This is a genomic window from Micromonospora sp. WMMA1998 (genome assembly GCF_027497375.1).
GTDB lineage: Bacteria > Actinomycetota > Actinomycetes > Mycobacteriales > Micromonosporaceae > Micromonospora > Micromonospora sediminicola.
This window is the reverse complement of record NZ_CP114911.1, coordinates 1,200,708-1,222,886: the sequence shown is the minus strand read 5'-3', so window position 1 is coordinate 1,222,886 and position 22,179 is coordinate 1,200,708. Positions and strand designations below refer to the sequence as shown.

20 protein-coding genes are annotated in these 22,179 nt (G+C 75.3%); 17 read left to right on the top strand and 3 right to left on the bottom strand.

The genetic code is table 11. The features are described 5' to 3' along the window. The first annotated feature begins 21 nt into the window (after window positions 1-21). Entirely contained in the window at window positions 22-984 is a 963-nt protein-coding gene (locus O7600_RS05175) for a hypothetical protein (protein ID WP_281592545.1), read from the top strand. A 4-nt stretch (window positions 985-988) separates the two neighbouring features. Beyond that, window positions 989-2,602, top strand: coding sequence for an asparagine synthase-related protein (locus tag O7600_RS05170; protein ID WP_281592544.1), 1,614 nt, complete (start codon window positions 989-991; stop codon window positions 2,600-2,602). Between the two features lie 7 nt (window positions 2,603-2,609). Here the strand turns inward: O7600_RS05170 and O7600_RS05165 are convergent, their stop codons facing one another. Beyond that, complete coding sequence (locus O7600_RS05165; RefSeq protein WP_281592543.1) at window positions 2,610-3,476, bottom strand: transglutaminase domain-containing protein; 867 nt, start codon at window positions 3,474-3,476, stop codon at window positions 2,610-2,612. Between the two features lie 130 nt (window positions 3,477-3,606). On the opposite strand from O7600_RS05165, the gene O7600_RS05160 reads away from it, so the two are divergent. Further along, the gene (locus O7600_RS05160) at window positions 3,607-4,080 is read left to right on the top strand and encodes a DUF1203 domain-containing protein (RefSeq protein ID WP_281592542.1); all 474 of its coding nucleotides are present in this window, start codon (window positions 3,607-3,609) and stop codon (window positions 4,078-4,080) included. 48 nt (window positions 4,081-4,128) lie between these two features. After that, window positions 4,129-5,121 (top strand): carcinine hydrolase/isopenicillin-N N-acyltransferase family protein, encoded by a 993-nt coding sequence (locus tag O7600_RS05155; RefSeq protein ID WP_281592541.1) that lies wholly within the window; start codon window positions 4,129-4,131, stop codon window positions 5,119-5,121. A 127-nt stretch (window positions 5,122-5,248) separates the two neighbouring features. On the opposite strand, the gene O7600_RS05150 is transcribed toward O7600_RS05155, so the two are convergent. Continuing rightward, a complete protein-coding gene (locus tag O7600_RS05150) occupies window positions 5,249-6,694 on the bottom strand; it encodes a hypothetical protein (RefSeq protein WP_099160767.1) in 1,446 nt (481 codons plus the stop codon). Window positions 6,695-6,832: 138 nt separating this feature from the next. Between O7600_RS05150 and O7600_RS05145 the strand changes: the two genes are divergently transcribed. From O7600_RS05145 to O7600_RS05120, 6 genes are all read left to right on the top strand, one after another. Next, a complete protein-coding gene (locus tag O7600_RS05145; protein WP_281592540.1) occupies window positions 6,833-7,528 on the top strand; it encodes a DUF305 domain-containing protein in 696 nt (231 codons plus the stop codon). Window positions 7,529-7,800: 272 nt separating this feature from the next. Further along, window positions 7,801-8,043 (top strand): hypothetical protein, encoded by a 243-nt coding sequence (locus O7600_RS05140; protein WP_141684584.1) that lies wholly within the window; start codon window positions 7,801-7,803, stop codon window positions 8,041-8,043. Window positions 8,044-8,082: 39 nt separating this feature from the next. After that, entirely contained in the window at window positions 8,083-9,306 is a 1,224-nt protein-coding gene (locus O7600_RS05135) for a histidine kinase (RefSeq protein WP_099160770.1), read from the top strand. Beyond that, window positions 9,303-9,968: a response regulator transcription factor gene (locus O7600_RS05130; RefSeq protein ID WP_099160771.1), complete on the top strand. Its 666-nt coding sequence runs from the start codon at window positions 9,303-9,305 to the stop codon at window positions 9,966-9,968. The genes O7600_RS05135 and O7600_RS05130 overlap by 4 nt, the downstream gene beginning before the upstream one ends. A 147-nt stretch (window positions 9,969-10,115) precedes the next feature. Further along, window positions 10,116-10,880: an ABC transporter ATP-binding protein gene (locus tag O7600_RS05125; protein ID WP_281592539.1), complete on the top strand. Its 765-nt coding sequence runs from the start codon at window positions 10,116-10,118 to the stop codon at window positions 10,878-10,880. Between the two features lie 5 nt (window positions 10,881-10,885). Further along, on the top strand, window positions 10,886-13,366 hold the full coding sequence (locus O7600_RS05120) for an ABC transporter permease (RefSeq protein ID WP_281592538.1): 2,481 nt from the start codon (window positions 10,886-10,888) through the stop codon (window positions 13,364-13,366). A 118-nt stretch (window positions 13,367-13,484) separates the two neighbouring features. Here O7600_RS05120 and O7600_RS05115 read toward each other — a convergent pair whose 3' ends face one another. Next, window positions 13,485-14,888, bottom strand: a complete 1,404-nt coding sequence (locus O7600_RS05115; RefSeq protein WP_281592537.1) for a serine/threonine-protein kinase — start codon at window positions 14,886-14,888, stop codon at window positions 13,485-13,487. 524 nt (window positions 14,889-15,412) lie between these two features. Between O7600_RS05115 and O7600_RS05110 the strand changes: the two genes are divergently transcribed. From O7600_RS05110 to O7600_RS05080, 7 genes are all read left to right on the top strand, one after another. After that, window positions 15,413-16,045 (top strand): RNA polymerase sigma factor, encoded by a 633-nt coding sequence (locus tag O7600_RS05110; protein WP_281592536.1) that lies wholly within the window; start codon window positions 15,413-15,415, stop codon window positions 16,043-16,045. A 16-nt stretch (window positions 16,046-16,061) separates the two neighbouring features. After that, entirely contained in the window at window positions 16,062-16,796 is a 735-nt protein-coding gene (locus O7600_RS05105; protein ID WP_281592535.1) for a hypothetical protein, read from the top strand. A gap of 158 nt (window positions 16,797-16,954) precedes the next feature. Beyond that, entirely contained in the window at window positions 16,955-18,190 is a 1,236-nt protein-coding gene (gene egtA, locus O7600_RS05100; protein WP_281592534.1) for an ergothioneine biosynthesis glutamate--cysteine ligase EgtA, read from the top strand. Next, entirely contained in the window at window positions 18,187-19,515 is a 1,329-nt protein-coding gene (gene egtB / locus O7600_RS05095) for an ergothioneine biosynthesis protein EgtB (RefSeq protein WP_281592533.1), read from the top strand. Before egtA ends, egtB begins: the two co-directional genes overlap by 4 nt. 9 nt (window positions 19,516-19,524) lie before the next feature. Next, on the top strand, window positions 19,525-20,292 hold the full coding sequence (egtC, locus tag O7600_RS05090; RefSeq protein WP_281592532.1) for an ergothioneine biosynthesis protein EgtC: 768 nt from the start codon (window positions 19,525-19,527) through the stop codon (window positions 20,290-20,292). A 17-nt stretch (window positions 20,293-20,309) separates the two neighbouring features. Then, entirely contained in the window at window positions 20,310-21,275 is a 966-nt protein-coding gene (gene egtD / locus O7600_RS05085; protein WP_281592531.1) for an L-histidine N(alpha)-methyltransferase, read from the top strand. 217 nt (window positions 21,276-21,492) lie between these two features. Then, on the top strand, window positions 21,493-22,080 hold the full coding sequence (locus tag O7600_RS05080; protein WP_281592530.1) for a TMEM165/GDT1 family protein: 588 nt from the start codon (window positions 21,493-21,495) through the stop codon (window positions 22,078-22,080). The last annotated feature ends 99 nt before the right edge of the window (window positions 22,081-22,179 follow it).

The window sequence follows — 22,179 nt, the reverse complement described above, 5'->3', positions numbered from 1 at the left end:
GCCCGAGAGGGGACGGAGACCATGCGAGTGCCCAGCCGAAGCCCCGGTCGCCAGCCCGGCCCCGCCGTCGCGTCCACCGCCCCCGCCGCCCGCCGGCTGCCCGCCGGAGGGCGGCGGACCACCGCCGCGCCCGACCTGGCCGCGTACCGGTCGGCCGTGGCGGAGCTGCTCGTCGAGGTGGGCGCGCTGGCCGACGCGCCGTCGACCATCGCCCGGCAGGTGCTGCTCGACCAGCGGCTGCGCGAACCGGCCGTCGCGGCGGTCCTCGACGCCACACCCCAGGGACTGGTCGGCGCCCGGGAGACGCTGCTGCTGGAGATGGCCCGCTACCAGCCCAACGCGCGCAGCTCGGCGCACGACCTCACCGCGCTGGTCCGGATCTACCTGCTCTCCCGCATCGACGTGCTGTGGTGGCGGGACAGCCCCACCTTCCTCACCGACGAACAGGTCCGCACCAGCACCGAGCTGGTCGACCTGGAGTGGCTGCGCCGCCGCGGCCTGCTCGACTTCCGCTACCAGGAGCAGCCCGCCACGGTGCTCGGGCGCGGCCTGCGTGCGGTCCGCCGCCGGCTGCGCCCGGACGCCACGCCACGCACCGCGGGCCTGCTGTTCCGCCGCGCCCGCCGCGAGATGATCGCGTTCCTCAACGACCTGGGCCGGGAGTTCGCCGCGGCCGGCCCGCCCGGTACCCCGCCGCTCTGGGTGACCAGCCTGGCCCGCAGCGCCGAGCACCAGTACCGGCTGCGCAGGCTGGGATACGCCGCCATGGTGCCCAGCGGGCACTGCCTCGGCTGGGCGGCCGACGTGGAGCTGGCGTGGTACGAGCGCTTCGGCGCCCGCACGACCCTGGCCGGGCTGCTGCTGGCCCGGCAGGAGGCCGGCGAGATCAACGTCATCGACGAGGGACAGGCCTGGCACGTCTGCCTCGCGCCCGTGGCCCGCCGCCGGTTCCGGCGGGCGTACGAGGCCGAGATGGGGGTGTGACCCGGTGTGCGGGATCGCGCTGAGCATCGGCCCCGAGGCCGACCCGGCCACCTTCCGGCGGATGCTGGCCGCGCTCGCCCCGCGCGGGGAGGTCACCGAGACCCGGCAGGAGAACGGGCTGCTGGCCGGCGTGCGCCGGCTGCGGATCGTGGACCGGGACCGGGCCGTGCAGCCCTGGGTCGCGCCGGACGAACGGCACCTGCTCTGCTTCAACGGCGAGATCTTCAACCACCACGAGCTGCGCGCCGAGCTGACCCGGCTCGGGCACGAGTTCCGCACGCTCGGCGACACCGAGGTGGTGCTCGCCGCGTACCGCCAGTGGGGCGGGGACGCGGTGCGCCGGCTGCGCGGCGAGTACGCGTTCGTCGTGGTCGAACGCGACGGTGGCCGGGCGTACCTGGCCCGCGACCCGCTCGGGGTGAAGCCGCTCTACTGGTCCCGCGTGCCCGGCTGCCTGCACCTCGCCTCCGAGGTGAAGGCGCTGGTCGGGCACGGCGCCCCGATCGGTGAGGTGCCGCCCGGCCACCACGGCTGGGTCGAGCCCGACGGTCCGGTCCGGCCGCGCCCGCACGTGGACCTGCTCACGCTCGGCGCCGGGCTGCCGGTGATCGACGACCCGGACGAGGCCGCCCTGCTCGTCCGGGTCGCGCTCACCGACGCCATGCGGATCCGGTTGGACACCGACCTCACGGTCGGGGTGGTGCTCTCCGGCGGCCTGGACAGCTCGCTGGCGCTGCTGCACGCCCGGGAGCTGCACCCCGACTGCGTGGCGGTGACCATCGGCGTCCCGGACAGCCCCGACGTGGCGTACGCCCGGCGGCTCGCCGCGGACCTCGGCGTCCCCCACGAGGTGATCGAGCTGCGCCCGCGCGACATCCGGCTGGCCGACGTGCGCGAGGCGATCCGGATCTCCGAGCTGACCGAGTACGGCGACATCATCAACGCCGTGGTCTCGGTGCCGATCTTCCGGCGGCTGCGGGAGCTGGGCGTCAAGGTGGTGCTCACCGGCGACGGCTCGGACGAGGTGTTCGGCGGCTACCCGATGTATCACCGGGTCGGGCCGGAACGCTCCCGCCGGCTGTTCCTGCACAAGATCCGCAACCTGTGCCGGACCGAGTTGCAGCGGGTGGACCGGGCGAGCATGGGACACGGCGTGGAGGCGCGGGTGCCGTTCCTCGACCTCAGCGTCGTCGAACTCGGGATGCGACTGCCGCTGGACCTCAAGCTGCGCGACGGGCAGGAGAAGTGGATCGTCCGGCGGGCGTTCGCCGACCTGCTGCCCGACTACGTGCGGCGACGGCCGAAGAACCCGATGTCCTACTCGTCCGGCCTGCACGAGCGCGCCCGGCTGTACAAGCCGCTCTTCGCCCGGCTGCACCGCTCCTTCGGCTACGACCTGCTCGAACCGGTCCGGCGGGACTTCGACAGCGTGCTCACCCGGTGCGGCAACGACCTCGACCGGGCCATCGCCGAGGGCCTGGCCCGGCCCGACTACACGGTGCTGGAGCACGCCCGCGACCTGGTCGGCGCCGCCCGGTGGAACGCCGCCCCGATGGTGCGCCGGCTGGTCAACCCGCGCCGCACCCGGGGCGGGGACGAGGCGCCCCTGCCGGGATAGGCGGGGCTCAGCGGCGCAGGTCGACGGTGGTGACCGTGCCGGTGACCGGGTCGACGCTGCGGACCGTCCCGTCCGGGCGCAGCCGGGTGTCCGACGCGTACCGGTCGGCCAGCTCCCGCTCGGCGGCGGCGTCACCGGCGTCGGCGGCGAGCAGCAGCGTGGCGATCTCGTCGGTGAGCGCGAGGTCGGCCTCGGTCGGGTCGTCGCTCATCGTGCCGTAGCCGTCCCAGAGCAGCAGCTCGTCCTTGCGTCGGTGGGCCAGCTCGTGCAGCACGTAGACGCGGACGAACCAGGCACCCCGGATCGGCAGCGCCGGGTCCACCCCGTACCGGTCCGGGTCGACCCGGCCCGCCCGGTACGCCGTCCAGACCCGGGCCGCCGAGTCGAAGTGCCCCGCCTCCGGGTCGATGTCGTAGCCGTCGAACGGCCGGGGGTCGGCGGGGTCCAGCTCCGGATCCGCCCAGACCCAGCGCTCGCCGTCCCACCACTCCGCCAGCACGTGGTCGTGGTGCCACCCCGGCACGAAGTAGCTCGCGAAACCGACCCGGCTGCGGGCGGGCACGCCGTGCTGGCGCAACGCGGCGACGGTGAGCAGCGTGTGGTCGCGGCAACAGCCGGCGACCCGCTCCGCGGCCGGTCGCGGCGCGGTCAGCGGCAGCGGGAACCGGGACTGGTCGGTGTCGAGGATCCGGTCCAGCCAGCGCAGGTTGGCCTCGCCGCGCCGGGCGTCGGACAGCTCGACGCCGCCGGCGCGGTAGTGGACGATCACGTTGCGGGCGGCCGCCGCGGCGCCGGCGACGTCGCCGGGGACCGCGTCGAGCAGCGCGGCGTGGTGGCGGGGATCGCTGTACGGGGAGTGGGTCCGATAGTCCATCGGTCGATTGTCGACCCGCACGGCGGCGCCACGGGTACCCGGACGATCGGTGCGTGGCCGCAATTTCGCCGCCCAACGCCAGGTCCGATGGCCGCCAGCACGCCGGCCGGCGCCGGGCCACGCTGGACCGGTGACGACGACCCGTACCGCGTTCCTGATCCGCCCGCTGCCGGCCGAGGTGCTGGCCGATCTGCGCCGCACCGGCCGCGACGCCGGCGGGCAGCCGCCGGAGCGGCACCGGGCCGGCGGCGGCGAGCCGCTGCGCTGCTGCCTGCGCGACGCCGAGGCGGGCGAACCGCTGCTGCTGTTCGGGTACGCGCCGCCGCTGCCGCCCGGCCCGTACCGGGAACTCGGGCCGGTCTTCGCGCACGACGCGGCCTGCGCCGGGCCGGCGGAGGTGACGGCCTACCCGGTGGGCTGGCGCGGACGGCCGCAGGTGCTGCGGGCGTACGACCGGCGGGGCCGCATCGTCGGCGGCCGCCGGCACGACGGCGGCGCGCCGGAGGCGGTGGTCGCCGAGCTGTTCGCCGACCCGGCGGTGGACGTCCTGCACAGCCGCAACGTGGTGTACGGCTGCTGGATGTTCGCGGTCGTCCGGGGTTGACCGGTTCGTCGATGGACACCGGCCGCGCACTCTCCTAGCGTCGCGGGTATGCGCAGGACGCTGGTCGCCACCGGGCTCGTGGTGCTCCTGCTCGCCACGGCCTGCGCCGAGAGCCGGCCGGCGGCGGGGCCGGGCGACGCCGCCACGCCGACCGCCTCGCGGCAGGACCCCGACCAGGTCGCGCGGACCCTGGCCAGCCTGCGCCGGGTCGACGACCTGCCGCTGTACGAAATGACCTACGTCGGCGACTACGACCCGACCGTGGGGGTGCCGGGCGCCACCCCGCCGAGCCCGTTCGGCTGCTCGCTGTTCGCCGCGCTGGCCGACCGGGACCGCCCGCTGTTCGCCCGCAACTTCGACTGGGAGCCGAACCCGGCGCTGGTGCTGCGCACCGACCCGCCGGACGGGTACGCCTCGATCTCCCTGGTGGACATCTCCTACCTCGGGGTCGCCGCCGACCCGGCCGGGGACCGGCGGCTGCTCGACGCGCCGCTGCTGCCCTTCGACGGGATGAACGAGCGGGGCCTGGCGGTCGGGTTGGCCGCCGACGACGGCGCGCGGGCCGACCCGGTGCCCGGACGCCCCACCGTGGGTTCGGTGCGCATCCTGCGGCTGGTGCTCGACGGAGCCGCCACCGTGGACGAGGCGGTCGGCGTCTTCGCGCGGCACAACCTGGACTTCGCCGGTGGGCCGGCGTTGCACTACCTGCTCGCGGACGCGACCGGGGCGTCCGCCGTGGTCGAGTTCGTCGACGGAAGCAAGCGCGTCGACCGCCGCCGGGGTCCGTGGCAGGCGCTGACCAACGTGCCGACCGTCGGGGTCAGCGATCGGGACCTGCGGCGCGACCACCGGTACGGGGTGCTGGCGACGGAGCTGGACCGGGTCGGTGGCGCGCTGGACGCCGCCGGGGCGCTGCGCCTGCTCGCCGCCGTCCGGCAGGCGCACACCCGCTGGTCGGTGACGTACGCGCTGCGCAGCGGTGAGGTGCGGGTGGTCACGGCGGGCGGCGGCACCCGGGCCTACCGGTTACCGATGGGCTGACCGGCGGCTGGCGCCTGCCGCTTCCGCTCATCGGCAGCCCTCAGGCTCGTCCGCCGCCCGAGCCGGACCGGACGGCGCCGGGCCCGGCGCCCCCGAGGGGGCGCCGGGCCCGGCGCCGGTCAGCGGGTCACCAGCTCAGGTAGCCCGCCTGGGTCTGCACGTTCAGCTCCGGCACCAGGAGGAACTGGGCCAGCCAGGTACGCGGGTCGCGCAGCTCCAGCACGTCCAGTCCCTTCTGGATGTCGCTGGAGTAGATGTGGCCGTTGTACCAGTAGGCCGACCAGGACCCGCCGGTGCGCAGCTGCGTGGCGTCCAGCGGCCCGCGCTCCCAGTAGGCGATCTCCTTCGGCTGGCGGGAGTCGGTGAAGTCCCACACCGAGATGCCGCCCTGGTACCAGGCCTGGACCATGATGTCGCGGCCGGGCACCGGGATCAGCGAGCCGTTGTGCGCCACGCAGTTCTCGGTGTCCGCGTTGACCCGCGGGATCTTGTAGTAGCTGCGGAACTCCAGCTTGCGGGCGTCGCCGCGGCCGGTGATGTCGTAGATGGCGTCCGCGCCGCGGTTCGGCCCGACCACCTCGTTGCAGGTCGCCGCGCCGCCGCCGCCCAGCTCGTCGGTGAACACGACCTTGGTGCCGGCGTTGTTGAACGTGGCCGAGTGCCAGAACGCGAAGTTCTCCGCGTCGGTGACCCGTTCGATCACCCGGGGCGCCTCGCGGTTCTTGATGTCCAGCAGGACGCCGTCACCCATGCACGCGCCCGCCGCCAGGTCCTTCGACGGGTACGCGGTGATGTCGTGGCAGCCGGTGGTCGCGGACGTCTGGCCCGGGATGCCCGGGTAGCCGCCGTCCGGGAAGAGGTTGGGGGTGGCGACCACGGACGCCGAGGTGGGGCTCTTCACCGGGACCTTGACGATGGAGATCGAGTCGTGCGGCGGCTGGCAGTCCGGGAACTCGGCCCGCGGGCTGTACGACGAGACGTACAGGTAGACGTTGCGCCGGTCCTTGCCCGGCACCAGCGTGTGGGTGTGCGAGCCGCAGGCCGTCTCCACCGACTTGATGTAGCGCGGGTTGCGCTTGTCGCGGATGTCGAAGATCTTGATGCCCTCCCACGACTCCTTGACCGACGCCGGCTGGCTGGTGCTGGCGCACGAGTCGTCGTTGCGGGAGGAGTCGGTCGACAGGAAGAGCAGGTTCCCGTGGACCGAGATGTCGTTCTGCGAGCCGGGGCAGAGCACCTGCGAGACGATGGTCGGCCGGCTCGGCCGGGAGACGTCGTAGATGACGAAACCCTCGTAGTTGCCGGCGAACGCGTACCGGCCCTGGAAGGCGATGTCGGTGCCGAGGGCGGACGTGGTGTCGAAGGGCGCCTGCTTCGGCAGGTTGGCCACCTGCCGCAGGTTGGGGCTGCTGGAGATCTCGTCGACACCGGGGACGGCGCTGTCCACGGTGGCCGGGGCCGCCCGGGGGACCTCCTGCGCGCTGCTCGGCGGCGCGGCGATCACGCCGGCGAGCAGCAGGCCGGCGGCGGCGAGACCGACGATACGGGTGCGGGACGTGCGGATGCTGATCATCGGCAACACCCTTCGAAAGGGGGATGATGATTCGCCACACCTTACCGACTTACGACGTTCATCAATGTGATCCCGGTCACATCCGGGAACTTCGTCTATGGATAGGATCGCTGTCACCTCGACCGGAGGGAGGGTCGTATGACCGGCCGGCAGGCACGCGTGTGGTGGGCCGTCACAGCGCTGGCAGCGCTCCTGGTGATCGGCGGGCTGGCCCTGACCGGGCGCGGCGACACCCGCCCGGCGGCGACCCGGCCGAGTCCGGCCGGCGCCGTCCCGAGCCCGACGGGCAGTGTCTCCGCCCCGCCCGTGCTGGTCCCCGGCCGTCCGGGCGAGTCGGCGGCCACCCGCCCCGCCGCGGAGGTCCGCGCGGCCGCCCCGCCGCGGTGGAACGGCCTGGACGTCTGGTACGTGCGGATGATGATCCCGCACCACGAGCAGGCGCTGGAGATGGCGAAGCTCGCCCCCGACCGGGCCGCCGATCCCCGGGTGCGGGCCGTCGCCGACCGGATCCGGGCCGCCCAGGGGCCCGAGGTCGGGGTGCTGCGCGCCTGGCTGAGCACCCGTGACCTGCCGGCCGAGGTGGCCGGCCACGACCACGCCACCATGCGCGGGATGCAGTCCGCCGAGGCCATGCGGCAGCTCGCGGACGCGCGGGGCGCGGCGTTCGACACGTTGTTCGTGCGGATGATGACCGCCCATCACCAGGGCGCGGTGGTGATGTCCACCGATCTGCTCAAGGTGGGCGCCGACCAGGTCATGCAGGAGTTCGCCAACGCCGTCGCGGTCGAGCAGTCCGCCGAGATCACCCGCATGCGCGCCCTCCTCCCCTCCTGACCCACCCACCCCACCCGTCGATCATGAAGTTGGCGGCGACATGCCGGACGGTGAAGGCAGTCAACTTCATGGTCGACGGCGTACTTCCGGAGGGCGACCGGGCGTCGGTACTCTCACCGCTCATGATCAGTCTGCCCGGGAGGTGGCGGAAGCGCGACGGGGAGCAGCCTGCGGCGACGCCGTGGGTGGGGCTCGCCGTCGGGATCGGGAGCGAGCTGCTGCCGTCCGCCACGGCCGACCTTCTCGCGCACCTCCGTCGTACGGTTCCTGCCGTGCCTGTCACGCCCGACGAGGGCACTCGGATCCGGGCCGTGGTCGGGTCCCGGTCCGACGCCGACCTGGTGGCCGCCGGGCTCCGTGACTGGGCGGCCGGGGCCGAGGACGGGTGGACGTTGACCGTGACGGGTTCTGGTCTTCCGGCGGGCGAGTGGACCAGGTTCTCCCAGCTGCGCGGCAGCTTCGCCGCCGAGAACCTGGCCTGGGCCGTGTCGGAGGCGGCCGGCGTCGGCGGCTGACGCGGTGGGCATCGACGCGCGCGCCACCCCGTACGCTGGGTGACCGTGGACCGCCTGATCCTCGGCCGCCCGCTGCGCGGTGTCGCCTTCGACGCCGCCGTCTCCGGGCTGGTCGTCCTCGTCGCCGTGCTCGGCCTGCTGGCCGAGCAGGGCGGCCTGCCGGCGTTCGCGGTCGGCGTGGCGATGGCGGCGGTGCTGTTCTTCCGGCGGACCCACCCGTCCCTGGTCGCCGTGGCGGTGGCCGCGCTCGCGCTGGCCCAGGTGATCGTCGGCTGGGGCCCGCTCGGCTACGACATCGGCGTGCTGATCGCCCTCTACAGCGTGGTCAAGTACGCCGACCGGGCGCGCGACGGCATCCTGGCCGGGATCGGCGCGGCGATCGGCGTGCTGCTCTCCGCGCTCTCCTGGCCCGGGCCGGCGCCCTGGTGGGCGGGGGCGCTCTACTACGGCCTGGTCACCGGCGCGGTCTGGCTGGTCGGGCTGAACGTGCGGACCCGCCGGCTCTACGTGCTCAGCCTGGAGGAGCGGGCCGCGACGCTGGAGCGGGAGCGGGAGGCGGAGTCCCGGGCGGCGGTGGCCGAGGAGCGCACCCGCATCGCCCGGGAGCTGCACGACGTGGTCGCGCACAGCATGGCCGTGATGATCGTGCAGGCGGACGGCGTGCGGTTCACCCTGGACCGGGACCCGGCGACCGCGCGGGAGGCCGCGAAGGTGGTGGCGGACACCGGCCGGCAGGCGCTGGAGGAGATGCGGCGGCTGGTCGGGGTGCTGCGCGAGCCGAGCCGCCCGGAGCCGCCCGCGGTGACCGACGAGCCGGCCGCCGAGCCGGCGCACCGGCGTCCCGCGCTGGTGGAGCTGCCCGCGTTGCTCGACCGGTTCCGCGCCGCCGGGCTGCGGATCGCCTGCGCCGGCGCCGGCACCCCGGTGGCGCTGCCGCCCGGCCTGGAACTGACCGTCTACCGGGTGGTGCAGGAGAGCCTGACCAACGCGCTCAAGCACGCCGGCGTGGGGGCGTCGGTCGAGCTGACGCTCGACTGGGACGCCGACGCCGTCGTGGTCCGGGCCGTCGACGACGGGCGCGGCCGCCCGGTGGTGCGGCCGGCGCCGTCCGGCGGGCACGGCCTGGTCGGCATGCGGGAACGGGTCGGGGTGTACGACGGCAGCCTCGCCGCCGGACCGACGCTGGCCGGCGGTTGGCGGGTGGAGGCGCGACTGCCGCTGCCCGCGCCGGCCGGCACCGAGGAAGGGAGCGCGGCGGCGTGACCGTGCGGGTGATGATCGTCGACGACCAGGCGCTGGTCCGTGCCGGATTCCGGATGGTGCTCGACTCCCAACCCGACCTGGCCGTGGTCGGTGAGGCGATCGACGGCGCGGACGCGCTGCGGGTCCTGGACCGGGTCGAGGCCGACGTGGTGGTGATGGACCTGCGGATGCCCACCATGGACGGGGTGGAGGCGACCCGGCGGATCTGCGCCCGTTCCACCGGCGGGCGTCCCCGGGTGCTGGTGCTCACCACGTTCGACACCGAGGCCGACGCCTTCGCCGCGCTGCGCGCCGGGGCGAGCGGCTTCCTGCTCAAGAACGTGCCGCCGGAGGACCTGCTCGCCGCGATCCGGGTGGTCGCCGAGGGTGACTCGGTGGTCGCCCCGTCGATCACCCGGCGACTGCTCGACCGCTTCGCCGGCCAGCTCGGCCCCGCTCCGGTCCAGGACCCGCGACTGGCCCAGCTGACCGAGCGGGAGCGGGAGGTGCTGCTGCTCGTCGCGCAGGGGCTGTCCAACGCGGAGATCGCCGGGCGGGTGCACGTCGCGGAGGCGACGGTGAAGACGCACGTGGGCCGGATCCTGGCCAAACTCCAGCTCCGCGACCGGGTCCAGGCCGTGGTGCTGGCGTACGAGAGCGGGCTGGTCACGCCCGGCGGATGACCCGCCGTACGCCTCGGGTCGTACGGGTCCGCCGGTCGGGGGCGACCGGGGGAGTACCGAGGTCGCGCGCGCAGGTGGAGATGGCCGGCCGGGTGCCGGCCATAGCGTCGGAAGGGTCAGCAGACCGTCTCCGACAGGAGCACCACGTTGTCCGCAACCCCGACCACCGGCGTCGCCGTCGCCGCCCGTGCGCTGCACATGGAGTACGGCGCCGGGCCGAACCGGGTCGTCGCCCTCGACGGCGTCGACCTCGACCTGGGCGCCGCCCGGTTCACCGCCGTGATGGGTCCCTCCGGCTCCGGCAAGTCCACCCTGCTGCACTGCCTCGCCGGCCTGGACCGGCCGTCGGCCGGCACCGTCCGCATCGGCGAGGCCGACCTGGCCCGCCTCGACGACCGCCGGTTGACCCGGCTGCGCCGGGACCGGATCGGCTTCGTCTTCCAGCGGTTCAACCTGCTGCCCACGCTCACCGCGCAGGAGAACATCGTCCTCCCGTTGGCCATCGCCGGCCGGCGACCCGATCCGGCCTGGCTGCGGCAGGTGGTGGTCGCCGTCGGCCTGACCGACCGCCTCGACCACCGGCCGGCGGAACTCAGCGGCGGGCAGCAGCAGCGCGTCGCCGTGGCCCGCGCGCTGGTCACCCGGCCGTGGGTCGTCTTCGCCGACGAGCCGACCGGCAACCTGGACTCCCGCTCCGGCGCCGAGGTGCTGCGGCTGCTGCGCGAGGCCGTGGACACCCTCGGTCAGACCGTCGTGATGGTCACCCACGACCCGGCCGCCGCCGCGTACGCCGACCGGGTGGTCTTCCTGGCCGACGGCCGGCTCGTCGACGAGGTGCACGCCCCGACCACCGCCCGGGTCCGCGAGGCGCTGAGCCGGCTCGAACCGGCCGCGACGCCGGTGGGGCGGTGACCGGGATGTTGCGCCTGACCCTGCGCCAGGTCCGGGCCGACGGCCTGCGGCTGCTGCTCTCCTCGCTGGCGATCGTGCTCGGCGTCGCCTTCGTCGCCGGCACCCTGATGGTCGCCGACGGCATGCGGGCCGGGGCGTACGCGCGCGCCGGGACCTTCGACCGACACACCGACCTGGCCGCCTACGCCGGCCGGGTACCGCTGTCGCCGGCCCTGGTCGACCGGGTCCGTGCGGTGGACGGGGTGGCCGCCGCGGCGGGGGAGCTGACCGGCAGCGCCGGGGTGCTCGGCGCCGACGGCCGGCCCGTGCTCGGCTACGCCGTGCTCGCCGCGATCCCCACCGAGCCGGCCCTGCAGTCGTACGACGTGGTCGCCGGCCGGCTGCCGCAGCGCGCGGGCGAGCTGGTGCTGGACGAGAAGACCGTCGCCGAGCAGCGCTTCACCCTCGGCGGGCCGGTGTCGGTCGGCGGGGCCGGCGGGGCGGCCCGGGCGTACACCCTGGTCGGCGCCGTCGACGTGGCCGGGACGTCGCGCGACGTCGGCGGGCCGTTCATCGGCCTGGTGGGCACCGACGCCCTCGCGGTCGGGGGCGAACGCGGCTACGGGCGGATCATGGTGGCCGCGCGTCCCGGGACGGACATCCGGGCGCTCGTCGACCGGGTCCGCGCGGTGGTGGGCCCGGACGTCACGGTCCGCGACCGCGCGGCCGTGCTCGACGCTGCGGTCGCCGACGCCGTGCGGGACCTGCGGCAGTTCGAGCTGCTGCTGGGTACGTTCGCGGCGGTGGCGGTGGTGGTGGCCGGCTTCGTCATCGCCAACACGTTCGCCATCGTGCTCGCCCAGCGCTCCCGGCGCACGGCGTTGCTGCGCCTGGTCGGGGCGACCCGGGGGCAGGTCTACCGGGCGACGCTGGTCGAGGCGGCGCTGACCGGGCTGGCCGCCTCGACGGTCGGGGTGCTGGTCGGCACGGGACTGGCCGCCGGCCTCGGCGCGCTGCTGGGGGCGACCGGCGCGTCGGCCGGCGGCGGGATCACGGTGACGGCCCGGACCGTGCTGCTCTCCCTGGCCCTGGGCACGCTGCTCACCGTGCTCGCGGCCGCGCTGCCGGCCTGGCAGGGCACCCGGATCGCGCCGGTGGCCGCGCTGACCGACGCGGCGACCCGGCCCGTCCGCCCGGCGGGCCGGATCCGGCTCGGTGTCGGGGCGCTGGTCCTCACCGCCGGGGCGGCGGCGCTGCTCGGCGCGGGGGAGACCGGCCAGGTGCCGCTGGTGGCGGCCGGCGGGCTGCTGGCCTTCGGCGGCATCGTGGCCTTCGGCCCGGTGCTGGTGCCGGCCATGGTCCGGGTGCTCGGCGCGCCGGTGCGCGCGGTGGTCGGCGCCCCGGCCGCCCTGGCCGTGGCGAACGCGGCGCGCAACCCGCGTCGGGTCGCGGCCACCGCCACCGCGATGGTGATCGGGATCGGCCTGGTCTCGGCCGCCGTGGTCGGCGCGGGCAGCGTCAAGACCGGCATCGAGCGCGCGGTGGACGCCCGGGTCGGCGTGGACTTCCTGGTCACCGGCATCGGTGGGAAGCTGCCGGCGCCGCTGGTCGGCGAGCTGACCGCCCGTCCGGAGCTGGGTGTCGTGCACGAGCAGCGCAGCCGGGTGTCCGACGGCGTGCAGGTGCGGGCCGCCCACCCGGCGTTGGTCCGGCGGACGCTGTCCGCGGTGGCCGCCGGCGACCCGGGCGCGTTCGGGCCGGGCTCGGTGCTGGTGCACCGCGAGCTGGCCGCCGCCCGGCGCTGGACCGTCGGGGAAACCGTCACCGTCGCCGGGCGTCCGTTCCGGGTCGCCGCCGTGGTGGCCGAGGACCGGCCGGCCCTGGCCGGCAGCCCGGTGCCCGACGGGTACGTGGTGGACGTCGTCGACGCGGACTTCACCCGGCTCTTTCCCACCGAACGCGGTTACCTGGCAGAGGTGGACCCGGCCGCCGGGGTGGACGTGGACGTCGCCCGGGCCGCCGTGGAGTCGGTGGTCGCCCGCTACCCGACGGTCAACGTGATGGACCAGGCCGCCTACAAGAAGATGCTGACCGGCACCGTCGACATGGTGCTCGGTCTGGTCACGGCGTTGCTCGGCCTGGCCGTGGTGATCTCGCTGGTGGGGGTCGCCAACACCCTGAGCCTCTCGGTGGTGGAGCGGACCCGGGAGAACGCCGTGCTGCGCGCGGTCGGCCTTAGCCGGGGCGGGATGCGGACGGTGCTCGCGGTGGAGGCGGTGCTCACCGCGTCGGTCGGCACGCTGCTCGGCGTCGCGTTGGGCGTCGGGGTCGCCGCCGGGGCGATGGCCGTGGTGGCGCGTATCGCCGGAGACTTCACGCTGGTACTGCCGTGGGGACGGCTCGGCCTGATCGTCGCGGTGGCGGTGCTCGCCGCCCTGCTCGCCTCGGTCCTGCCGGCCCGACGGGCGCTGTCCCGGCCGGTGGTGGCGTCGCTCGGCGCCGACTGACGTCGGCCACCGCCGTCCGGACGCCGACGAGCCGGTCCCGCCGCGACGGCGGGACCGGCTCGGTGCGTGCCTGCGGACGGGTCGGTCCCGCCGCGCGGACGGGGCCGCCCGGGATCGCTCAGGGGCGGGAGACGGGTTGGCCGCCGGCCCCGCCCTCGCCTTCGCCCTCGCCACCGCCGGCGGGGGCGGTCGTGGTGGTGGTCTCGGTCGGCGTGGCGGTATCGGTCGGGGTCGCGCTGGTGGCCGGCGGGCTGCTCGGCGCGGTCGGCGGCGTCGACGGGGCGCTCGACGGGCTGGGCTGGGCCGAGGCGCTCGGCGAGGCGCTCGGCGTCACCGAGGTGGACGCCGAGGGCTTGCCGCCCGGGCCGACCGGGCGGTAGGTGAAGTCGTCCTCGACCGTCGACGGCCCCTCGGTGACGGCGGTGTCGGCGACGGAGTTGCTCGGCGCCACCGCGGGCGCCGTGGAATCGAGCTGGGTGGCCGGTGCCTCCGCGTCCTTGGCGGCGGCCACCAGCGCGCCCAGCGCGGTCACCGCCACCAGCACGGCGCCCAGTGCGCCGACCAGAGTGCCGCGACGGCTGCGGCGGCGCGCCGGCGCGACCGCGGCGGCCGGCCGGGCGACCGGCTGGTCGTCGCGGGTCCGCCCCGGGCCGGCCGCGCCACGCAGGGCGACCGGCACCGTCGCGGCGGGTGACTCGGCGCGCGCCGCCCGGGCCGCGTCGGCCATCGCCGCGGCGCTCGGGTAGCGGTCGGCCGGGTCCTTCGCCAGCGCCCGGGCGACCAGCTCGCGCACCGCCGCCGGGATCTCCGCCGGCAGCTCCGGCGGCGCGTCGTCGAGGTGCCGCACCGCGACCTGGAGCGGGTTGTCCCCGGTGAACGGCGGGCTGCCGGTGAGGCAGCAGTAGGCGACCGCGCCGAGCGCGTAGACGTCCGTGGCGCCCGAGACGGGGCGGCCGGCGGCCTGCTCGGGGGCCATGTAGAGGGCGGTGCCGGGCACCGCGTTCGTGCTGGTGATGCTGGTGACGTTGGTCGACCGGGCCACCCCGAAGTCGACCAGGACCACGGTGCCGTCCTCCTGCACCAGCAGGTTGCTCGGCTTGACGTCGCGGTGGACGATGCCGCGGCCGTGCGCCCCGTGCAGCGCCTGGGCCACCTGGGCCACGATCGACATGGTCTCGGCGACCTCGAGCTGCCCGGCCGCCTCGATCCGCCGGGACAGCGGCTCACCGGCGACGAACTCCATGACCAGGTAGTCGGCCCGGCTGCCGTCGGGCAGTTCGTCCTCGCCGCAGTCGAACACCTGGACCACGCCGGGGTGGCGCAACGACGCCATGATTCGCGCCTCGGAGCGGAACCGGGCGATGAAGTCGGGATCGGAGACCAGCGCGGGAAGGAGCACCTTCACCGCGACCGGCCGCCCGAGCACCAGGTCGGTGGCACGCCAGACGTCGCCCATGCCGCCGGTGGCGACACGGTCTTCCAGGCGGTACCGACCGCTGAGTACGACGTCGGAGGTGAGCATTCCCATACCGTACCCACCGCGGCCCCGGAGTATTTCCCGCGATCTCTCCCGTCGCCGCCGGCGAGCGGTCCCGGCCCGGTCATCCGAACGGCCGAGGCCGGTTTCGGCCGTGGGCGCACCGTGACCGACCGGGTACGATCGGCCAGAATGTGTCCGGGTGGCGGCGGATGTCCGGCTCCATCGGCCGGGATCCGCCCGTTTTTTCCTGATCGGCAGCGACCGGTCGGTGTTCTTCGTTACACCGACACGCCGATCCGCTCGGTAGACATTTCTCTCCCTTTTTCCGGCTCTTCGTGGCTTGCCGGTCAGCGCGGTCGCCTCCTAGCGTTGGCCCGGCTCCCGGCCGCCCCACGACGTCGGTACGGTATGTCCGCCGACGGCCGCGCTGCGCGGCAGTGTCCATGCGCACCGGTCCCGGGCCGGCGCCGATCAGCTCAGCGGGGGGCGGGGGTGCGAATGACGGTGCGGTCTCCCGCGCGGGCCGACGCCCGGCCGGCGAACCCGGTCCCGCCGGGGCGTCGCCCGTGACCCCGGACCTGAACGAGTCGGTCGCCGCCGCGCGGGCGGGCGACGAGGAGGCGTTCCGTCACCTCTACCGCAGCCTCCAGCCGGCCCTGCTGCGCTACCTGACCGCCCTGGTCGGCGCCGAAGCCGAGGACGTGGCGTCGGAGACCTGGCTGCAGATCTCGCGCGACCTGCCGTCGTTCACCGGCGGCGAGTTCCGTGCCTGGGCGGTGACCGTCGCCCGCAACCGGGCCATGGACCACCTGCGCCGGCAACGACGCCGACCCGCCGTGCCGGTGCCCGTGCAGGCCCTCAACGACCTGGCCTCGGACGCGGACACCGCCGACCGGGCGGGGGAGGCGATCGGCACCGAGAGCGCGCTGGCGCTGATCCGCACCCTGCCGCCGGCCGAGGCGGAGGCGGTGATGCTGCGGGCCGTCGTCGGCCTCGACGCGGAGACCGCCGGGCGGGTGCTGGGCCGGCGCGCCGGCGCGGTGCGTACCGCCGCTCACCGCGGCCTGCGCCGCCTGGCCGCGCTGTTGGAGCGCTCGGCCGAGGGCGTCCCGACCGGTGTCCGGGAGACGTCCGCGCCCCGTCCCCGCGCCGACCGCCGCGCGCCGCACGCGCCCGAGGCCGAGCCGGCGGAGGGCTGACGTGAGGAGAGACGGCATGCACCCGCGCCGGCCCGACGACCGGGCGGAATCCGACCGCCTTCTCGACGCGGCGCGCGCCGGCGCGCCTGCGCCCGACGACGGCGATCCCCTGATCCGGCTGCTCGCCGCCGCGGCGGCCCCGGCCTCCGCCGACGAACTCGCCGGCGAGGAACAGGCGCTCGCCGCGTTCCGGGCCGCCCGCGCGGCGCCCCCGCCGGCCCCCGCGCCACGCGCGCGCCGGCGTCTCCGGGTCGCCGCCGCGCTGTCCGGGCTCGCCGCCACCGCGGTCGCCGGGGTGGCCTTCGCGGCCGTGGGTCTGGACCGGAACCAGGAACCGGCGGCCCCGCCGGCGCCGACCACGGCGGGTCCGTCCGGCGCCGGCCCGTCCGGCGCCGGCCCGGCGCGACCGGCTCCCCGCACCCCGACCGGTGAGGCGTCCGGCGCGGCGACGTCCCCGGCGCCGCCCCCGCCGTCCCGCTCGGCCACCCCGCCGCCGGTCGACGGCCGGTTCGCCGGTCACTGCCGCGCCTATCTGGCCAAGTCGGAGCGGCAGCGGGCCAAGGCCCTGACCACCCCGGGCTTCGCCGACCTGGTGGCCGCCGCCGGGGGCGCCGACCGGGTCGAGGGCTACTGTCGGGCGCTGACGCCGTCGGCGGCCGGGAAGCCGCCCAAGCCCACGCCCACGCCGGAGTCGAAGTCGAAGTCGAAGTCTCCGGGCCCGCGCGACGACGAGGACGACGACCAGGACTGAGCGTCCGGCGCAATCGGATTCCGGACAAAATTTCATCTTCCCGGGCGCGCGAAATTCGTCTGCTAGACAGAGGATGGGGGGACGCGCGGATCCGTGCCGTACCCGGCCGGGTCCCGGGCGACAACGAGGTCGTCCGTCTCCGGGAGAGGAGCCGTCACGTGGTGATGTCGCCGGAGCTGGACCGGGTCACCGTCCTGGGGGACGAGGCCGCGGCCCGCGGGCACCTGGCCCGCATCTGCTTCAAGACCGGGCCACCCACGCTCACCGGCGTCGAACTGGAATGGACCGTGCACGACGCCGCGGACCCGACCCGTCGGGTCGACCGCGAGCGACTGCGCGAGGCGTTGGGACGGCACAGCCCCGTCACCGTCGACCCCACCAGCCCGGCCGACGAGCTCCGGCGCGGCGGAACCGTGACCGTGGAGCCCGGCGGACAGGTGGAGATCTCCGCCGCGGCGCGACCGTCGGTCGCCGCGCTCATCCTGGCCACCGAGGCCGACGTCGCCGAGCTGCGCGCCCTGCTGGACGCCGCCGGACTGGTGCTGGGACGCACCGGGATGGATCCCTGGCGGTCCCCGCGACCGGTCGTGGAAACTCCGCGCTACCGCGCCATGCGCCGCGTCTTCGACCGGCGGGGCCCGGCCGGGCGGGCCATGATGTACAGCACGGCCGGGCTCCAGGTCTGCCTGGACGTCGGCGAGCCCGGGCAGGTGGCCGAGCGGTGGGCCGCCGCGCACGCCGTCGGGCCACCGCTGCTGGCCGCCTTCGCCACCGCCGACCGGCACGCCGGCCGGCGCACCGGTTGGGCGTCCGCCCGGATGGCCGCCTGGCTGGCAATCGACCCGGCGCGTACCCGCCCGGTCTGGTCACCGGGCCGCGCCGACCGTGACCCGGTGGCGGCCTGGACCGAGTACGCGCTGGCCGCGCCGCTGCTCTGCGTCCGTGACGACGGCCCGGACTGGTCCACGCCGCCGGGCGTCACCTTCGCCGACTGGCTGGCCGGGGCGCTCGACCGCCCACCCACCACCGACGACCTCGACTACCACCTCAGCACGCTGTTCCCGCCGGTGCGCCCGCGCGGCTACCTCGAGCTGCGCTACCTGGACGCCCAGCCCGGGCGCGAGTGGACCGTGCCGCTTGCGGTGCTGGCCGCGCTCTTCGCCGACCCGGCGACCACCAGGCAGGCGCTGGCGGCGGCCGGTCCGGTGGCCGACCGGTGGAGCGCGGCGGCCCGGCGCGGGTTGGCCGAGCGCCCGCTGGCGACCGCCGCGGCGACCCTGTTCGACCTGGCCCTCGCGGCCCTGCCCCGGCTCGACCTGCCGGCCGGGCTGCACGACGAGATCGACCGAGCGATCCGGCGGCGCCGTGCCGTCGCGGAGAGGGGACACCGGTGACCACGACCGAGCGCCCGGGTACGGACGCCGAGCAGCTGCGCGGCCGGATCGCCGCGGAGCTGGAGCGCACCCGCGCCCGTACCGCCCTGCTGACCGACGCGGTGGACGACGACGACCTGGTCCGGCAGCACTCCACACTCATGTCGCCGCTGGTCTGGGACCTGGCGCACGTGGGCAACCAGGAGGAGCTGTGGCTCGTCCGCGACGTCGGCGGCCGTGAGCCGGTGCGCCGCGACATCGACGACCTCTACGACGCCTTCAAGCAACCGCGCAAGGACCGGCCCGCGCTGCCGCTGCTGCCCCCGGCCGAGGCGCGCGTCTACGTGCGCACCGTCCGGGACAAGGTCCACGACCTGCTCGACGGCATCCGCTTCACCGACCGCCGGCTGGTCGAGGACGGTTTCGCGTTCGGCATGATCGTGCAGCACGAGCAGCAGCACGACGAGACCATGCTCGCCACCCACCAACTGCGCGCCGGAGCGCCGGTGCTGGACGCACCGCCCCCGCCCGAGCCCCGGGCCCGGGTCGGCGGGGAGGTGCTGGTGCCGGCCGGCCCGTTCACCATGGGCACGTCGACCGACCCGTGGGCGCTGGACAACGAGCGGCCCGCACACACGGTCGACCTGCCCGCGTACGCCATCGACGCGGCGCCGGTCACCAACGGGCAGTACCGCGCGTTCATCGCCGACGGTGGCTACGACGAGCCGCGCTGGTGGAGCGAGGCCGGCTGGCGGCACCGGGTCGAGGCGGACCTGAGCGCGCCGCTGCACTGGCGGCGCGACGGCGACGGGTGGGCGTACCGCCGGTTCGGTCGCTGGTCCACGGTCCGCGACGACGAGCCGGTGGTGCACGTCTGCTGGTACGAGGCCCAGGCCTACGCGGCCTGGGCGGGCCGGCGGCTGCCCACCGAGGCGGAGTGGGAGAAGGCCGCGCGGTGGGATCCGGCGAACGGCCGCTCGCGCCGCTACCCGTGGGGCGACCAGGACCCGACCACCGACCACGCCAACCTCGGCCAGCGGCACCTGTGGCCGGCGCCGGTCGGCGCGTACCCGGACGGCGCCTCGCCGCTCGGCGTGCACCAGCTCGTCGGCGACGTGTGGGAGTGGACCTCGTCGGCGTTCCGGGGGCATCCGGGATTCACCGCGTTCCCCTACCGGGAATACTCGGAGGTCTTCTTCGGCGACGACCACCGGGTGCTGCGCGGCGGCTCGTTCGGCACCGACCGGGCCGCCTGCCGGGGCACGTTCCGCAACTGGGACTACCCGATCCGGCGGCAGATCTTCAGCGGCTTCCGCTGCGCCCGTGACGCCGGCGGAGAGGAGTGAGCCGGCCCGATGTGCCGCCACCTCGCGTACCTCGGTCCACCGGTGCCTCTGGGCAGCCTCCTGTTCGACCCGCCGTACGGGCTGCTGCGCCAGTCCTGGGCGCCTCGGGACATGCGCGGCGGCGGCACCATCAACGCCGACGGCTTCGGCGTCGGCTGGTATCCGGACGGCGGCGACCCGGTGCGCTACCGGCGGGCCCAGCCGATGTGGAGCGACACCACCCTGCCGGAGCTGGCCGCCGTGACGTCGACCGGGGCGGTGCTGGCCGCCGTCCGCTCCGCCACGGTGGGGATGCCGCTGCACGAGACCGCCGCCGCGCCGTTCGCCGAGGGGCGCTGGCTGTTCAGCCACAACGGCGTGGTCCGCGGCTGGCCGGACAGCCTCGTCCCGCTGGCCGAGGGGCTGCCCGTGCGGGACCTGCTCACGTTGGAGGTGCCCACCGACTCGGCCCTGCTCTGGGCGCTGGTCCGGCACCGGCTGCGCGGCGGCGCGACGCTCGACGAGGCGGTGGCCGACACCGTCGCGGCGGTCGCCGCGGCCGCGCCCGGCTCCCGGCTGAACCTGCTGCTCACCGACGGCACGACGGTCGTCGCCAGCGTGGCCGGGCACGCGCTGTCCGTACGACGCGGCGCGGGTTCGGTCCTGCTGGCCTCCGAACCGTTCGACGACCACCCCGACTGGCAGCCGGTGCCGGACGGGCGGCTCGTGGTGGCCACCACGGCCGGGCTCGACATCCGGGGAACCGACCACCGCCTGACCGGCCGGACCCACAGATAGGACAGAGAGGACACGTGATGGGCGCGGAACCGCTGGAGATCCACCTGGAGGAGCAGGACCTCGACCGGGGGCTGCGGGAGGACGTACGGGTCGGGCTGAGCGCCACACCGAAGTGGCTGCCGCCGAAGTGGTTCTACGACGCCCGGGGCAGCGAGCTGTTCGAGGAGATCACCCGCCTGCCGGAGTACTACCCGACCCGGGCCGAGCGGGCGATCCTGGCCGCGCACGCCGACGACGTCGCCACGACCACCGGGGCGAAGACGCTGATCGAGCTGGGGTCGGGCTCGTCGGAGAAGACCCGGCTGCTGTTGGACGCGTTCACCCGGCATGGCGACCTGGGCACCTTCGTGCCGTTGGACGTCTCGGTCAGCGCCCTGCGGCAGTCCACCGAGCAGATCGCCGCCGCGTACCCGGGGTTGCGGGTGCGGGGGATCGTCGGTGACTTCACCCGCCACCTGGACCGGCTGCCCACCGGGGGCCGGCGCCTGGTGGCGTTCCTCGGCGGCACGATCGGCAACCTGCTGCCGGTGGAGCGGGCCGAGTTCCTCACCGCGATGCGGGCGGCGCTCGAGGCCGGTGACTGGCTTCTGGTCGGCACCGACCTGGTCAAGGACCCGGCCGTGGTGGTGCCCGCCTACGACGACGCGGCGGGCGTGACGGCCGAGTTCAACCGCAACGTGCTCCGCGTGATCAACCGGGAGTTGGGCGCGGACTTCGATCTCGGCGCGTTCCGCCACGTGGCGCTCTGGGACCCGGAGCGCGAGTGGATCGAGATGCGGCTGCGCGCCGAGCGTCCGACCCGGGCGCGGGTGCTCGACCTGGACGTGGTGTTCGCCGAGGGTGAGGAGCTGCGCACCGAGGTCTCGGCGAAGTTCCGCCCGGAGGGGATCGCGGCCGAGCTGACCGTCGCCGGGTTCGACCGGCAGGCGTTCTGGACCGACCCCGACGGTCTGTTCGGGGTGAGCCTGGCCCGGGCCGACTGAGGCCCCGGCCACACCCGGCGACCGGGCCGGGGGTTGATCGGCTAGGCTGGCGGCGCGAAGGGGAGTAGCCCCCAATGTCGTGGTCGACACACTGGTGCGTTCCGCATCCGGCCACGCGGCCTCGGTTCCCGAGGCGGGCGAGACCTTCGACTCAGGCTGTCGCAGCCGGGTCGAGGGCGCCCCTGTCTCTCCTCCCGGCTTGATCGGGAAGGTTCACATGGAGGGTTTCCTCGTCGCGCTGGTGGTCAGCTTCGGCGTCATCTTCGTCGCCGAGCTGGGGGACAAGTCCCAGCTCATGGCCCTGACGTTCGCCACGCGTTTCCGGCCCGTGCCGGTGCTCATCGGCATCACGATCGCCACGGCGGTCGTCCACCTCGCCTCGGTGGCCATCGGCTACGGCCTGAACGCGGCCCTACCCACCGGGTGGATCTCGCTCATCGCCGGCCTGGCGTTCCTCGGCTTCGGCGCCTGGACGCTGCGCGGCGACAAGCTGACCGAGGAGGAGAAGCGCAAGGCCGAGCGCGGCACCAAGTCGGCGATCGTCGCGGTCGGTGTGGCGTTCTTCCTGGCCGAGCTGGGTGACAAGACCATGCTCGCCACCATCACGTTGGCGACCAAGTACGGCTGGTTCGGCACCTGGCTCGGTTCGACGCTCGGCATGGTCGCCGCGGACGCGCTGGCGATCCTGGTGGGCCGGATGCTCGGCCGGCACCTGCCGGAACGGGCGATCCGTTACGGCGCCGCCGTGCTCTTCGCCATCTGCGGCCTGTGGCTGGTCTTCGAGGCGATCAGGGAGCTGAACTGACGCCGGCGGCATGGGGATGATCAGGCCCGGTCCCGGTGGGTAAGTGTCCGGGAGGCGGCGCCGTGGCGCGCCGCCACCAGGATTCGGACGACCGGGAGG

Bases quoted from the DNA above. Each gene is read 5' to 3' on its own strand.
- O7600_RS05175 (WP_281592545.1), top strand. From the start codon at position 22: ATGCGAGTGCCCAGCCGAAGCCCCGGTCGCCAGCCCGGCCCCGCCGTC.
- O7600_RS05165 (WP_281592543.1), bottom strand. From the start codon at position 3,476: ATGGACTATCGGACCCACTCCCCGTACAGCGATCCCCGCCACCACGCC.
- O7600_RS05155 (WP_281592541.1), top strand. From the start codon at position 4,129: ATGCGCAGGACGCTGGTCGCCACCGGGCTCGTGGTGCTCCTGCTCGCC.
- O7600_RS05150 (WP_099160767.1), bottom strand. From the start codon at position 6,694: ATGATCAGCATCCGCACGTCCCGCACCCGTATCGTCGGTCTCGCCGCC.
- O7600_RS05145 (WP_281592540.1), top strand. From the start codon at position 6,833: ATGACCGGCCGGCAGGCACGCGTGTGGTGGGCCGTCACAGCGCTGGCA.
- O7600_RS05120 (WP_281592538.1), top strand. From the start codon at position 10,886: ATGTTGCGCCTGACCCTGCGCCAGGTCCGGGCCGACGGCCTGCGGCTG.
- O7600_RS05115 (WP_281592537.1), bottom strand. From the start codon at position 14,888: ATGCTCACCTCCGACGTCGTACTCAGCGGTCGGTACCGCCTGGAAGAC.
- O7600_RS05105 (WP_281592535.1), top strand. From the start codon at position 16,062: ATGCACCCGCGCCGGCCCGACGACCGGGCGGAATCCGACCGCCTTCTC.
- egtC (WP_281592532.1), top strand. From the start codon at position 19,525: ATGTGCCGCCACCTCGCGTACCTCGGTCCACCGGTGCCTCTGGGCAGC.
- egtD (WP_281592531.1), top strand. From the start codon at position 20,310: ATGGGCGCGGAACCGCTGGAGATCCACCTGGAGGAGCAGGACCTCGAC.
- O7600_RS05080 (WP_281592530.1), top strand. From the start codon at position 21,493: ATGGAGGGTTTCCTCGTCGCGCTGGTGGTCAGCTTCGGCGTCATCTTC.